16 protein-coding genes are annotated in these 12,917 nt (G+C 61.3%); 7 read left to right on the forward strand and 9 right to left on the reverse strand.

Features of this window, described 5'->3' with window-relative positions; all coding sequences use genetic code 11:
* The coding region (locus ACTHLF_RS16860) for a serine hydrolase domain-containing protein (RefSeq protein WP_440328761.1) at window positions 1-1,144 on the reverse strand (1,144 nt) is incomplete at its 3' end.
* A gap of 103 nt (window positions 1,145-1,247) precedes the next feature.
* Between ACTHLF_RS16860 and ACTHLF_RS16865 the strand changes: the two genes are divergently transcribed.
* Window positions 1,248-1,628: a hypothetical protein gene (locus tag ACTHLF_RS16865; protein ID WP_440328763.1), complete on the forward strand. Its 381-nt coding sequence runs from the start codon at window positions 1,248-1,250 to the stop codon at window positions 1,626-1,628.
* Between the two features lie 4 nt (window positions 1,629-1,632).
* Here ACTHLF_RS16865 and ACTHLF_RS16870 read toward each other — a convergent pair whose 3' ends face one another.
* Window positions 1,633-2,370: a type 1 glutamine amidotransferase gene (locus ACTHLF_RS16870; protein ID WP_440328765.1), complete on the reverse strand. Its 738-nt coding sequence runs from the start codon at window positions 2,368-2,370 to the stop codon at window positions 1,633-1,635.
* A gap of 144 nt (window positions 2,371-2,514) precedes the next feature.
* On the opposite strand from ACTHLF_RS16870, the gene ACTHLF_RS16875 reads away from it, so the two are divergent.
* The 4 genes from ACTHLF_RS16875 to ACTHLF_RS16890 all read left to right on the forward strand — a co-directional run bounded on the left by ACTHLF_RS16875 (window position 2,515) and on the right by ACTHLF_RS16890 (window position 5,836).
* Window positions 2,515-3,636 (forward strand): acyltransferase family protein, encoded by a 1,122-nt coding sequence (locus ACTHLF_RS16875; protein WP_440328766.1) that lies wholly within the window; start codon window positions 2,515-2,517, stop codon window positions 3,634-3,636.
* Window positions 3,637-3,824: 188 nt separating this feature from the next.
* On the forward strand, window positions 3,825-4,511 hold the full coding sequence (gene gntA, locus ACTHLF_RS16880; RefSeq protein WP_440328768.1) for a guanitoxin biosynthesis heme-dependent pre-guanitoxin N-hydroxylase GntA: 687 nt from the start codon (window positions 3,825-3,827) through the stop codon (window positions 4,509-4,511).
* On the forward strand, window positions 4,508-5,092 hold the full coding sequence (locus ACTHLF_RS16885) for a DUF1989 domain-containing protein (RefSeq protein WP_440328770.1): 585 nt from the start codon (window positions 4,508-4,510) through the stop codon (window positions 5,090-5,092). The genes gntA and ACTHLF_RS16885 overlap by 4 nt, the downstream gene beginning before the upstream one ends.
* 15 nt (window positions 5,093-5,107) lie before the next feature.
* Entirely contained in the window at window positions 5,108-5,836 is a 729-nt protein-coding gene (locus ACTHLF_RS16890; RefSeq protein ID WP_440328772.1) for a DUF72 domain-containing protein, read from the forward strand.
* Between the two features lie 47 nt (window positions 5,837-5,883).
* Here ACTHLF_RS16890 and ACTHLF_RS16895 read toward each other — a convergent pair whose 3' ends face one another.
* The 5 genes from ACTHLF_RS16895 to glgX all read right to left on the reverse strand — a co-directional run bounded on the left by ACTHLF_RS16895 (window position 5,884) and on the right by glgX (window position 9,369).
* Window positions 5,884-6,063: a DUF3606 domain-containing protein gene (locus ACTHLF_RS16895; RefSeq protein WP_440328774.1), complete on the reverse strand. Its 180-nt coding sequence runs from the start codon at window positions 6,061-6,063 to the stop codon at window positions 5,884-5,886.
* Window positions 6,056-6,445 (reverse strand): hypothetical protein, encoded by a 390-nt coding sequence (locus ACTHLF_RS16900; protein WP_440328776.1) that lies wholly within the window; start codon window positions 6,443-6,445, stop codon window positions 6,056-6,058. Before ACTHLF_RS16900 ends, ACTHLF_RS16895 begins: the two co-directional genes overlap by 8 nt.
* Window positions 6,446-6,585: 140 nt before the next feature.
* Window positions 6,586-6,963, reverse strand: coding sequence for a hypothetical protein (locus tag ACTHLF_RS16905; RefSeq protein WP_440328777.1), 378 nt, complete (start codon window positions 6,961-6,963; stop codon window positions 6,586-6,588).
* 62 nt (window positions 6,964-7,025) lie between these two features.
* On the reverse strand, window positions 7,026-7,238 hold the full coding sequence (locus ACTHLF_RS16910) for a hypothetical protein (RefSeq protein WP_440328778.1): 213 nt from the start codon (window positions 7,236-7,238) through the stop codon (window positions 7,026-7,028).
* A gap of 22 nt (window positions 7,239-7,260) precedes the next feature.
* Window positions 7,261-9,369: a glycogen debranching protein GlgX gene (gene glgX / locus ACTHLF_RS16915; RefSeq protein WP_440328780.1), complete on the reverse strand. Its 2,109-nt coding sequence runs from the start codon at window positions 9,367-9,369 to the stop codon at window positions 7,261-7,263.
* Between the two features lie 222 nt (window positions 9,370-9,591).
* Here glgX and ACTHLF_RS16920 point away from each other — a divergent pair, with 222 nt between their 5' ends.
* Both ACTHLF_RS16920 and ACTHLF_RS16925 read left to right on the forward strand, forming a co-directional pair.
* Window positions 9,592-10,239, forward strand: coding sequence for a hypothetical protein (locus ACTHLF_RS16920; protein ID WP_440328782.1), 648 nt, complete (start codon window positions 9,592-9,594; stop codon window positions 10,237-10,239).
* A gap of 600 nt (window positions 10,240-10,839) precedes the next feature.
* Entirely contained in the window at window positions 10,840-11,127 is a 288-nt protein-coding gene (locus tag ACTHLF_RS16925) for a hypothetical protein (protein ID WP_440328784.1), read from the forward strand.
* A gap of 91 nt (window positions 11,128-11,218) precedes the next feature.
* On the opposite strand, the gene ACTHLF_RS16930 is transcribed toward ACTHLF_RS16925, so the two are convergent.
* Together ACTHLF_RS16930 and ACTHLF_RS16935 are read right to left on the reverse strand one after the other, a co-directional pair.
* Window positions 11,219-11,707 (reverse strand): hypothetical protein, encoded by a 489-nt coding sequence (locus ACTHLF_RS16930; RefSeq protein ID WP_440328785.1) that lies wholly within the window; start codon window positions 11,705-11,707, stop codon window positions 11,219-11,221.
* Window positions 11,704-12,840 (reverse strand): AAA family ATPase, encoded by a 1,137-nt coding sequence (locus tag ACTHLF_RS16935; RefSeq protein WP_440328787.1) that lies wholly within the window; start codon window positions 12,838-12,840, stop codon window positions 11,704-11,706. Before ACTHLF_RS16935 ends, ACTHLF_RS16930 begins: the two co-directional genes overlap by 4 nt.
* Between the last annotated feature and the right edge of the window lie 77 nt (window positions 12,841-12,917).

Consider the following 12,917-nt stretch of genomic DNA (forward strand, 5'->3'; position numbering starts at 1 on the left):
GGCCGCCGCCACCGTTGGGCCGCGCGACGATGCCCTCGCCCTTGTGGGTGTAAGCCACCATGACCGACTGGAACCCTCGGTTGACGCCATCGTGGCCGAACCGCGGAGCGCCGTTCTCGAAGAGGAAAACGCCGAGGCCCCAGTTGTCCTTCACCGGCGTCAGCATCTGCCGGGCCATGGCGGGTGAAAGCAGGTGGCCCTTCTTCCCGGCGGCGGAGGCCTGGATATCCATAAGCAGCCTGGCCAGGTCGCTGGCCGTGGTCCACAAGCCTGCGGGAGCCTCCTCGGGGAGTACCTCGTAGTTACCCGGTATCGGGCTGCCATTCTCATGGCCGAATGCGATGTTGGTGCGGATCGCCTCGGATGGGGGCTGGGTATACGAACTGCGAGTCATGCCTAGCGGGCGCAGGACCTCGCGTTGCTCCAGTTCATCGAAAGGCACGCCGGTGACATCGGAAAGTGCAACCTGCGTAATGACATATCCGCCGCCCGAGTATTCGAACTGGGCACCCGCCGGGAGAATGCTGCGCACAGGGCCGGTGTTGGCTGGCGGGACGCCGTCCAGGAGTTGCACGGGAGTAGGAAGTTTGTCGCCCGGTGCATAGCCGCTGAAGCCGTGCATGCCGAGGCCGGCGGTGTGGCTTAGTAGCTGACGGAGAGTGACTCCATTCGGCGCAAGCTTGGAATCCTTTGGCAGTTGCCAGGACTTGAGCGCATCGTTGATGTTCGCATCCAGCCCGATCTTGCCTTGTTCAACGAGGCGCAGCGCGAGCACTGCCGTTGGCACCTTGCTGATCGACGCCGACTGGAAGGCCGTATCCGGTGTTACCGGCGCGCAACCCACGGTATCGCGAACGCCCCAGCCTCGGGCCCAATCGATTTTGCCGTTGTGGATAACGGCGACGCTTAAGCCAGGTACGCCGTACTGCTGCATGCGTTCGGCCAGGGTGAATGGCTTATCGCCCTGCTTGATGACCGCGGGTTGCAGGTGGGTCTCGATATGGCGGGTGTGGGCGTTGCTGGGACCGCCTGCGGATTCATCGGGAGTAGGGCAGGTAGCGGCCCGAGCGGCGGCGGGGGCCGCGAGGATACCGGCGATAGCGACCGAGCCGCGCAGCGCAAAGCCGGCGAGTGAGATCTTCATGCATAGTTCCCCGTGCGGTTATCTACTAGATGTGTAGTAGATATAGGCCGGTGGGTGAGGTGTTGTCAACTACATGCTTAGTAGTTGACGCAAGACGATCTACATGGAAGGACGGATCGAAAGCTCCATGAAGGCCATGGAGGTCCGCTTTGAAGGACACATCAAGCGCATCGAAGGGTCGATCACCCAGGTCGACGCATCCGTCAAGGATGTAGAAGCATATGTCAGGCGCGTCGACGTCAAGGCGGATGCGCTGGGCCCCGAATTCGTGAGCTTCAAGAAGCCCTTTGAGGAATTGAAGCGGGACGTAAAAGACCTCGTGTCCTGGAAGCGCAAGGTCTGGGGCATGGTGCTTCTGGTTGCCGTCATCGGGCCCGTAGGCACGGCGGCATTTTCCTTCATCAGCACGCACATCGAGTGGAAATCGTCATCGACCGCGACGGCCACCGCAGTTGCCGCACCTTCGCCGATAGCGAACCATTGATGCCTCAGGCTGTGGGCATGGCCGCTTCGCGACGGCAAGCGGCAGCAAGCAGATCCAGAAAGCCGAACAGCTTTTCGTTCATCGCGCGGTAGTCGTTTGCCCGGAGGGCATCCGGCTGCTGCACGAAGCGATGGCTCGTCAGCGCCGGGAATTCGGCCTCCGAGGCCGCGATCAGCAATTCGATTTCCTGTGCCGTCAATTCCATATGGCACTGGAAACCGTACACGAGCGGCGCGTATTCGATGATCTGGCGCGGGCAGCCCGCGCTGTAGGCAATGACCACCGCGTCCTTGGTAAGGCCGGGCATGTCGTTATGCCAGTGACCGACGTCCAGCGTCGCGCCGAAGTGCTGGAACATGGGGTGGCCCACGCCGGCCGCCGTCAGGGCGATGGGAAACTTGCCGATTTCCTTTTCGGGGCTGTGCTCGAACGGCGCGCCAAGTGCATTGCCGATGAGCTGCGACCCCAGGCAGACGCCGATGACTGCGCGATCGGCTTTCACGCAATCGCTGATGAGCTCGCATTCTGCGGCCGCGTCGAAGTGCGGGCATTCGTCCTTCGTAGTGGCCGGGCTTTGCGGGCCGCCCATGACGATGAGCAGGTCTATGTCCTCTGCCGAGGCGGGTAGGGGCTCGCCGAGATAAACGCGCGAATGGGTGATCGCATGGCCCCGGGCTTTTGCCCAGGTCTCGAACGCACCGGGTGCCTCGAAAGCTTCGTGGACGACGAAATGGACGCGCATGGGGATGCCTTTGATCGATATGGGAATATCCCTGATACCGGCTAATGATGACCAGCACCCGCCGGCGTGACAAGGTCGCTATCGGTTATAGGCGGCTTGCTCTAGAGTGCCCCGTTGACCTCGGTTTTAAGCAAGCAGCAAGGCATGCCCATTTCGGCTCTATCGGACATCCAGGCGCCCACGCCGGCCCGGAAACACTTTCCCGCCCTCGATGGGCTGCGCGGCGTCGCCGCTATCGCCGTGGTGGTCTTCCATTTCATGGAGATGGTGATCGGCAATTACAGCGACCTGTTTATCGGGCATGGCTGGCTGGCGGTGGATTTCTTCTTCTGTCTTTCCGGATTCGTCATCGGCTATGCGTATGACGATCGTGTCGGTTCCATGGGGAAATGGAACTTCGCCAGGGTCCGGCTGATTCGCCTGCATCCGATGGTGGTGTTTGGGTCGGTGCTCGGTCTGATCACACTGTATGTGGATCCGTTTCGGCCGGGAGCTCTCCCGTACAGTGCAGGGCAGGTCAGCCTTATCTTCCTGGCGTCGCTCTTCCTGATTCCCTACCCGGCCATGCAAGAGCGCGGCTTCTGCCTGTTCAGCCTGAACTCGCCTGCATGGTCGTTGTTCTGGGAATACGTCGCGAATATCGTCTACGCGGTGTTCCTGTGCCGGCTGGGCCGGCGGGCGTTGGGCATAGCAACCGCAGGCGCGGCGCTGATTCTCTGCGCCGTGGGCTACAGGTACGGCAACCTGTGGGCCGGATTCAATGGCGAGACCTTCTGGGTCGGCGCTGCCCGGGTCAACTTCTCGTTCCTGGCAGGCCTGTTGGTTTATCGATGCGGCCTGGTCATCAAAAACCGCTTTGGTTTCTTCCTCCTCGCGCTGCTCCTGGTGTTCGCGCTTGTGATGCCGTACGCCAAGGGCGGATGGATCCGGGAAGCGGCCGTGATGATCATCTACTTTCCCCTGCTGGTGATGCTGGGGGCGGGCGCCACACTGGGCGAACGATCGAAGAAGTTCTGCAAGCTGGCCGGTGAGATCTCGTATCCGCTTTACATGACGCACTACGCCGTCATCTATGCATTCGGTAACTACTACGACAAGACCCATCCGGGTCCCACGGAGCTGGCGCTGGTGGTGATCGGGGGTGTTATTGCCATGGTCGGGTTCGCGTACCTGGTGATGAAGTTCTACGACATTCCGTTGCGGGCCCACCTGAGTCGTCGAAAGACGGGCAGGGCCAGCGGCGAGATAGGCCGAACCGCAGGCTGAGGTGCGGTTAGTGTGAATACGCATTAGGGCGGCGCGGCCCCGGCGACACGCCCTGTACGCCGTATGCACAACGCCGCTTCCGTCCCGCCGGGGACGTGAAAGGCCGCCGTGAAGGGCCTCACCTATGTAGTCACCGTCTTCAACACCTTTCTGTCTGCGATTCACGGATTCGCAGACAGGCTGGGCGCATGACTGCTAACGCCCAAAAGACGGCACTCGCCGAATTCGACCGCCTGCTCGAGGGCGATTCCTTTCCATGCTTTATGGGTCTTACGGCCCATCGCCGCGGCCAAGTCTCCCACGTCTTTGCTGGCGCCATGGCCTGCCCTGCGGATGACGCGAGGCTCGCCCGTGACATCGCGGCCTTCGCGAACGCGCAAAAGGCCGAAGATACCTTCCACAGCCTTGTGGTCCATTTCGTCGATGGAGCACCCATGGCAGAGGAAGCCTTCGAGAAGCTGCTCTTCAGGCGCCTCCAGGGAATCCATGATATTGATCGTGGCGAGCATGACTGGGATCCCGCCGTAAGCGACGATCCCGACGACCCGGCTTTCAGCATGAGCATCGGCGGCAAGGGCTTCTACGTGGTCGGCTTGCACCCCGGTGCGTCCCGCCCGGGCCGCCGGCTGTCCCACGCGGCGCTCGTATTCAACCTGCATGCCCAGTTCGAGTTCCTGCGCCAGGAAGGTCGCTACGATCGGCTGAAATCAGCCATCATCGACCAGGACATTGAGCGCAATGGGTCGTCTAACCCGATGCTGGCTGTTCACGGTTCAACCTCTGAAGCCCGCCAATACAGTGGGCGCAATAACACCGGTGAGTGGCGATGCCCATTCGCACCGAGATCCATGTCCCCCATGAGGAAGACGGCTTGAACCGAGTTACGATCCCGCCGCAGAGCGGCACGGCCTTTGTCCTCCGGCGTGGCCAGCGCCTGACGGTTATCGACCCGGAAGGGCAGCAAGTAAGCGACCTCGTGGCATTTAATGCCGATGACACGGCCGAGTGGTTATCGAGCGGACGCTCGCTCGACTACGCGAGCAAGTTCCTCCTGAGCACGGGGGACACCCTGTACTCGAACCGAAGCAGTCCCATGCTGGTGATCGGGCAGGACGACGTTAAGCGTCACGATTTCCTGCTGGCCCCGTGTTCAAGAGAGATGTTCTCGAAGCTCTACGGGCACACGGAGCCGCACCGTGGGTGTTTCGGAAATCTGGCCGAGGCTCTCGAGCCGTACGGCATCGCGCCGGACTGTATTCCGACCGCGTTTAATGTGTTCATGAACGTACAGGTAGACGGGATAACTGGCGCGCTATCAGTCGAACCACCGTTGAGCAAGGCTGGAGACGCCACTTCGTTCGTCGCGCAGATGGATCTGGTGATCGGCCTTACTGCATGTTCGGCGGGCTTGTCGAATAACTTTCGATTCAAGCCTATTGAGTACGTCGTAGGCTGACGAGGAGTCTGAGCCGTGGCGATCGCGCGGGTTGGGTGTGCAGGCTGGTCCTTGCCATCGGCAGTGGCCGCCGAATTCCCGACTGGCGGAAGCCATCTCGAGCGTTACGCACAGCGCTTCTCCTGTGTCGAAATCAACAGCTCGTTCTATCGGCCGCATCAGGAGAGAACATATCGGCGGTGGGCAGCGAGTGTTCCAGCTGGCTTCGCTTTCAGCGTGAAGGTTCCGCGTTCGATTACCCACGACCTTCGTCTGGAGCACTGCGATGAGCCCCTACGCCGGTTTTACGGTGAGGTCGCGGGCCTCGGAGAAAAGCTTGGCTGCCTGCTGATCCAACTCCCTCCCAGCCTGGCGATGGATACAAAAATCGCGGGCCGGTTCTTCTCACTGTTGAGAACCCTCACGGCAGTTCCTGCTGTCTGCGAACCACGGCACGCCTCGTGGTTCACCGAACGCGGGGCTGAGGTGCTGGCCGAAGCCAACATCGGCTGGGTGTCGGCCGATCCGGCACCTGTATCAGGTAGGGCCGCCCCGGATACCGCGCGAATCCTATACCTCCGCCTGCACGGCTCGCCGCGAATCTACGAGTCGTCCTACGACGAGCCATTCATAGCGACCACAGCGGAGCGGATGGAATGCGCGCGAACCTCAGGAAGAGATGCATGGTGCATCTTCGACAACACCGCGCACGGTGCAGCGGTTCCCAATGCGTTGTCGCTGGCAAGTCAACTCAAGCATCCCTGATCGAGCTAGCCCCACGCCTCGCGCACGCCAGTCCTGGCCACACGACCTCACCATTGCTTGATAGCTGCGCGGACATCCCTCGACATCACCCCAACCCGCCCGACAATCTCCCGGAGCCTCTCCTCGGTTACGCCGAGCGCGCGCGTCCAGTAGCGGATCTCGCGGCTCTCGTTGATGTTGATACGCTGTCGGTCCGCTGGGCCTCGATTCGTCTTGTCGTCACCCACGATCGCCCCCGGTGCAGAGGGCCGTCACCGCCTCCATGAGCGCTCCGCGCGGAACCGGTGCCGTGAGAGTGGTTGCGCCACCCAAATCCGCGCCCGCCCCGTCGCCGGAGTCAACGATTACAAGATAAGGCACGCCCCGGTCTGCCAGCGCGTGCGCAACCCTCGCCGCGTCGTCCACCCGACTGTCGAGGATCGCGATGAGGTCGCCGTGGTGGGCAAGTGCGTGAAAGGCGAGCGCCTGAAGCGCCTGTTCGGCGCTGCGGTGAATGCCCACGATCCTTGCGCCCCGATGCTCGCAGGCAGACGCCAGCGTCGACCCAAGAACGGGATCCTCGTGGATGATGAAAATACGGCACGACGCGAGGCGGGCGGGAGTCGACATGGATTCATTGAGTGTGGACGACAGCCCAACCATCGCGCGTGAAGTGTGCAGATGCAGTCGGCCAGCCGTGCGGACCGCATGCGCCCGCTTTAACTTCCGTGAAGAAAACGACGGACCGTCGACAACGGCTTGACGACGACTCACTCCGGAACGTGGCTACCCGTGGCGCGATCAATCGCGTCGGTCAATTCCTGGCGGCTGAAGGGCTTGATGAGCCGAAGGGCATCGGCAGGTGCATCGTCCAATGGCTCATTGGGGTCGGAGAGCATGATGACGATGCTCATGGAGCCGTTCTTGCCCCGCGCCTCTTCGAGGTAGGCGCCCGCGTGCTCCTCCCCGGGGGCGGGCACCCCGGCCACGCGGAGGTCGACACGCTCCCGCTGTTCGACCTGCCGGGCGCCACCGGCGTGGGTCGGCGATGTGAGCGTTTCATAACCCCGCTGGCGCAGCACGTCGCTCACAGCCTGCGCTAGCGGCAGGCTGGGTTCGATGACGACAGCAAGCAGTTGACGGGGCATTTGCTCACCTTAACAGAGGCGTGGCGCGGGGAAGCCGATCTCGCTCAGGAATCCGGTGGCTTTCATTCCCGAATGACCTGCCAGCTACCATCCGCGCCTTCCTGTTTCACGACGACGTCGTGGCCCATGTCCTCCAGCGCCCTTGCCCGCTCCACGGCCGCCTGGATGGCGAGGAGACCATCCGTATGGGAACTCCCCTCGGCCCCATCCACGGAGACATGCCAGGTCTTGCTCTGCGCGGCGGGATACATGATGAAAATACGTACAAGGGCCATCGTTGCCTCTGGGTTCCTGCGGTTAGTGTCCGGATTGCGGGGTCGATTCGAGGACCGTGAACGAGCGACCGACAGCGACGAATGTGCCTTCCGCCTGTGCTCCGCCTGACGCGTCCAGCGTGGACGACAAGGCGAGCCGCCACCCCTCATCCCCCGCATCGGGCAGAGTGAACTCAATCGGCTCCGCCCAGGCGTTGACGATCATCAGCAAGCTTCCCGACACGCTCGTGCCATCGTCCGAAACCGCCGTGACACCGTCCATCCGCAACGCGACCGCACGGGCATCACCCGCCCACTGATCGTCCTGCATGGTCTCTGCCGAAGGCGATAGCCACGTCGCCACGAGCCGCGTGTCTTCGGGCTGGACCCGCCCGGTCTCGAAGCGCGAGCGGGTGAGCAGCGGATACTTCCGGCGCAGCGCGATTGCTTCCTGCACGAACCGGGTCAGCCGGCCCTCGGTGGGGTCGCGCTCCCAGTCGATCCAGGCGATCTCGCTATCCTGGCCGTAGACGTTGTTATTGCCGTGCTGCGTCTGCCCGCGCTCGTCGCCGGCGAGCAGCATGGGCGTACCACGGGCGAAGATAAGCGACGCCAGCAGATTGCGCATCTGCTGTTCGCGTAGCGTCAGGATGCCCTGGTCGTCGGTGGGGCCTTCGGCGCCGCCGTTCCACGAGTGGTTGTTGTCCGAGCCATCGCGGTTGTCTTCGCCATTGGCCTCGTTGTGCTTCTCGTTGTAGCTGACCAGGTCGCCGAGGGTGAAGCCATCGTGCGCCGTGATGAAGTTGACCGTCGACCACGGGCGCCGGCCGCGCTTGTTGAAGAAATCGGCGGAGCCCGTGAAGCGGCTGGCGAAGTCGCCAAGCTTGCCCTCGTCGCCTTTCCAGAAGCTGCGCATGTCATCGCGGAAGCGGTCATTCCACTCAGCCCAACCCGGTGGGAAGTGCCCGACCTGGTAGCCGCCGGGGCCGCAATCCCACGGCTCGGCGATGAGCTTCACCGTCGCCAGCAGCGGGTCCTGCCCCACAGCGTCCAGAATTCCGCCGCGCTGGTCGAAGCCGCTGGGTTCGCGCCCCAGGATGGTCGCCAGGTCGAAGCGGAAACCGTCGACGTGCATGTCCTGCACCCAGTAGCGCAGCGAATCCGTGATCATCTGGATGACGCGCGGGTGCGAGACGTTCAGCGTGTTACCGGTGCCCGTGTCGTTGATGTAACACCGGCGGTCTTCCGCCAGGCGGTAGTACGACGCGTTGTCGATACCGCGATACGAGAGCGTGGGGCCGAGCTCGCTGCCTTCGGCGGTGTGGTTGTAGACAACGTCCAGGATGACCTCGATGCCTGCTTCATGAAGACCGCGCACCGCATCGCGGAACTCGTTGCGGTGGCCGCTGGCGAGGTAACGGCGCTTCATCGCGAAGAAGGCCAGCGTGTTGTAGCCCCAGTAGTTGCGCCGGCCCGCATCGAGCAGGTGCTGGTCGTCGGCGTACGCGTGGATCGGGAGAAGCTCGACGGCCGAGACGCCCAGCGAGCGGATGTAATCGGTGATCGGTCGCTGCGCCAGGCCGGCCAGCGTTCCGCGCAGGTCCTCGGGCACCCCGGGATGCCGCATCGTGTAACCGCGCACGTGCGTTTCCATGATGACCGTGTCCTCCCACGGGTGCATCAGGCGCGCATCGTCGCCCCAGTCGTAGTCTTCCTCGACCACGACGGCCTTGGGTACGAAGGGCGCGCTATCGCGTTCGTCGAAGCTGAGATCCGCATCTGCGTGGCCGACCGAATAGCCGAAGAGTTCGTCACACCAGATCAGGTCGCCGGCCAGTTCACGCGCATACGGGTCGACCAGCAGCTTGTTGTGATTGAAGCGGTGGCCGTTCGCCGGCTCGTACGGGCCGTGGACGCGGTAGCCATATTGCTGGCCCGGCCGAACGTCCGGCACGTACCCGTGCCAGATCTCATCCGTGTAGCCAGGCAGGTCAACGCGCGTCTCGTTGCCTTCCTCGTCGAACAGGCACAGCTCCACCCGCGTGGCGTGGGCGGAAAACAGGGCGAAGTTGGTGCCGGAGCCATCGAAAGACGGGCCCAGAGGGAACGGCCGTCCCTCTTCGGTGAGGGTCGGTGCAGCGGCGTCGGTCATGGCAGCGTCCTGTAGGGAACGCGGAGGGTGGGGTGCGTTCGGTGCAGGGCGCGTGGAAGCCGTGTCAGCGGCGTGGGCCTGGCGAATTCACAGTATCAGCGGGCCGGGCGACGCCATCTCGGTTGATCGTGGGGAAGGCACCGAGTGCATCCATTCGTGCTTCCCGTCCGTAGGAAGAAGGCTGGGTCGGGCAGGTCACGACAAGGCTGAGGGGGAGCAGTCATGAGCGGTCACGCCTGGCATAACCCAAATCCGGAGATGATCATGATTCCTAAGCTTGCTCGTCTGCCCCTCCTCACGGCCGCCCTCGCGCTGGGATTCGCCGCGCCGACCTTCGCCGCACCGACGGTGAGCACCTATGCGGGAAGCACGACGGTGACGTTATCCCCCGTGCTGTTGAATGCCCTGACCTCGCTGGGCGTGAAACCAAGTCGACAGTTCCCGGGTGAGTTGGGCGGCGCTACCGCCAAGTTCCCCATCCCCGCGGGGCAAATCGACCTGGGCACGGCCAAAGGCGAGATCGTGCATACAGGCGGTCTTAACCTGAAAGCTGGCGCGACAACAGTTAGCCTTACGGACTTCGTTATCGACACGACGGGACCGACGCCGGTGCTGACCGGGCTGGTCACGGCCAATGGCGATCTCGTCGGTCGCTTGCCGTTGTTCGACATCACGCTGACAAGTAATCCGGTGATCAAGGGCACCGGCGTTGCCGGGTCGGTGACGATCAATGGGGCATCGCTGGCGTTGAGTGCGCAGGCTGCTGATGCGCTCAATGGTGCGTTCGGTGTGACTGCGTTCGCGCAGGGTATTCCGGTGGGGACTGCTACGGTGTCGGCTGTTACGCGTAATCCGGCGTACATACCTTGAGCGAGTGATGTATCGACGGCATATGTGCCGTTCGACGTTGCGCAATGTGTCCGTTCGTCTCACGCTTTGTGTGTGGGGCGAACGGATCGCTTACGCGGAGCACGATTTGTCTTACAGACAACGCAGAAGCGTTTTGTTAGGGTGATCTCGTTGCCTCGCCGGTCACGAACTACCGAGGCAACCACCGCCATGGCGGTGAGAGTCGCGAGGCAGGTGTGCGCTAACACACCTACCTCGCTAACCAAACCAACTGAAGAAGAGTTGATTATGGCTACCCTTGATCATACGGCTTTCGCTCGCCCGCCGAATCCCCCCGGCGACACCCCACCGGTCCACGGGCCGCCTGCATAAGCCGCAGGCACGGTTGAAGAACCGCGGCGACGCCCATCTTTTGAGGCAATTCTTGATCGAATGAGGCAGGCGCTACGCCTGGCGCACCTCATGGGCGCTCGACGCCGCAAACACGTCATCAATCAAGCCACCCGGCGCCTGGACACAGGCAGCCGGTGAACCCGCGATCGTATGGTCCGTGGCATGGCAGGTCGGTGGTTGACTGTTGTGCCACGTTTGGTCGTGTTGGTGTGGCGTTGGAGGGAAGGTATGAGGGATTTTGATTTCAGCACTGTGGGCGCGAGACCGAGCGAGGTTTCGGCCGATGAGCCGACGGTGCATGAGCTTTTGAATGAAGCGACAGCCTGGCTGCAGTATGCCCGCGGAGTCGTCGCCACCTTGGCTGACCTGGTCCATGAAGCGGAGGGTATCGAGACGAAGCAGTTGGCTTTGTCGCTGGAGGCGGTGGCGGCGATGATGCGGACTGGTACTGAGGGGGTCGCGCGTGCCCATGCTAAATGGGTGTGGGACAACAGTCGTCATCCGTCGGCGATCTAGACCTCAGGAGGGCCTGGCGTCGCTCTGGCATCTCGACGTCAGTGGGAGGAGGGTCAACTAGCAGTCCTTGGGCGAGTCTGCGCCCCTGAAATTACTTTGGTTCGATCTGGTAGAAGCTGTGCTCCCTGTCCAGAAAAACGACGTAGAACGTGTTGCTATCAAACGCTTCGCCACTCGACACGTGCGATTCACCATGGAATTCACGAGGTACCATGAAGCCACACAGTCTCACGGCACTCTGCAGACGAAAGCGGCCCCAAATGACATCGGTCGGGACAGACTGGGGATGCTTGAATGCCGAGTTCTTCGGAAAGTCACCGTACACACTGAGTACGCTTCCTTTCCCCATCTTCTGCTTCTGCCAGTGATGTAGGGATTCAACACTGTAGTCCTTGAGAGCATTGAGCAGTTTGTGCAGTTGCTCCGGCTCCCAATCACAGAAGTCCTGGCTTCCGTTGGCAACAGTGAAGTAGGAAAAGTTAAACTTGCAGCGTTTGGTGAGGTCGCTGGACTTCGCTTTCAGACGGCACTCATCGAGCTTAAGCAGGAAGCTGGCGCCACGCTTGTTGTCGTATTTCATAGGCGGGGAACGCCGCCAACCTTTCCAGCTTCATAGGCAGGACGAATCGGACGATCATTCCGAAGAATGTCACCAGGAATGCTGGTCAGTCTGTAAGTGAAGCTCTCATTTTCTTCTTTGCCTACGAGATACGTCCTGTAGCGACCTAGTTTGTCGAGTATGCCTGAGTCATGCGTGCTAAAGATCAGCTGACCACCGCCCGTATTCACGGTTGGATCAAGGAACAGGTCGATGATCAGGGGCAAGATGTCAGGGTGTAGCTGCATGTCGAATTCGTCATTTACCATGACGCCGCCGTGCTTCAAGGCGCGGAAATACGTAGGGAGTGTCTTATACAGCTTGACCGTTCCCGTTGATTCGAGAATGTAGGAAACGAGATGGTCCTTGCCGTTCGACTGATGAACAAAGAGGGTCTTGTAACCTTTTGAGCCATCCTCTTCATCGACCTCGAGGATGCGTATGTCACTCACCCCGGTGTCGCAGCGACTTAGGAAGTCAACGATGAACTTTCGTAGCTCGGCGGAGTGATGCGCGAGTCGTCCAGCTTCATCGATCGGACGTTCTTTATACAAGCCGCCGAAGCCTACGTTTGAATCAATGCTTTCGAAGAAGTCGGCTACCTCGTCAAGCACGTCGATCTTGTGTTGAGATAGCGTCGAGACGACTGAGGCATTGGAGCGAAGGACGATAGACTTAAGAGCTGGTTGCTTCGCGGGCATATGCACGATTTCGTTCTTAATGCGCTCAAGGATCTTCGTGCGTTTGGACTTCGTCCGATGAATCGTCTCCCGAAGGATTTCGGTTTCAGTGGCTTCGAGTTCGTAGCGATACGTATGATCGCCCACCATGAACTCCACGTAGAACGCGGTCGGCTCGTTGCTGTCGAAATGTGACTTAAGCGGGAGATGCTCCCCGTCGGCTCGAGCAAACGATCTGGTGACGAACAGCTCGAGAAATCCTAGCGCGCGTAGTACATGCGTCTTACCAGCAGCGTTTGCTCCCTTTACGCAAAGTACGGGCGTATAGGCTTCGCCCCTCGAGATATGCTCGGGGCAATTGTTGTCGAGCTTGAACGAGATCTCGGCGCCTTCCCGGAAGGAAAAGTAGTTCTTGAAACCGTACTCAAGCAGCATAACGGGGTGCCATAAGGGTCTAAAGTCCCATCTTCCGTCGTTTTTGACGGAAGTACAATGATTTCGGGTCGCTTCGG

The sequence above is a fragment of the Luteibacter sp. genome (assembly GCF_051958795.1).
Classification (GTDB): Bacteria; Pseudomonadota; Gammaproteobacteria; order Xanthomonadales; family Rhodanobacteraceae; genus Luteibacter.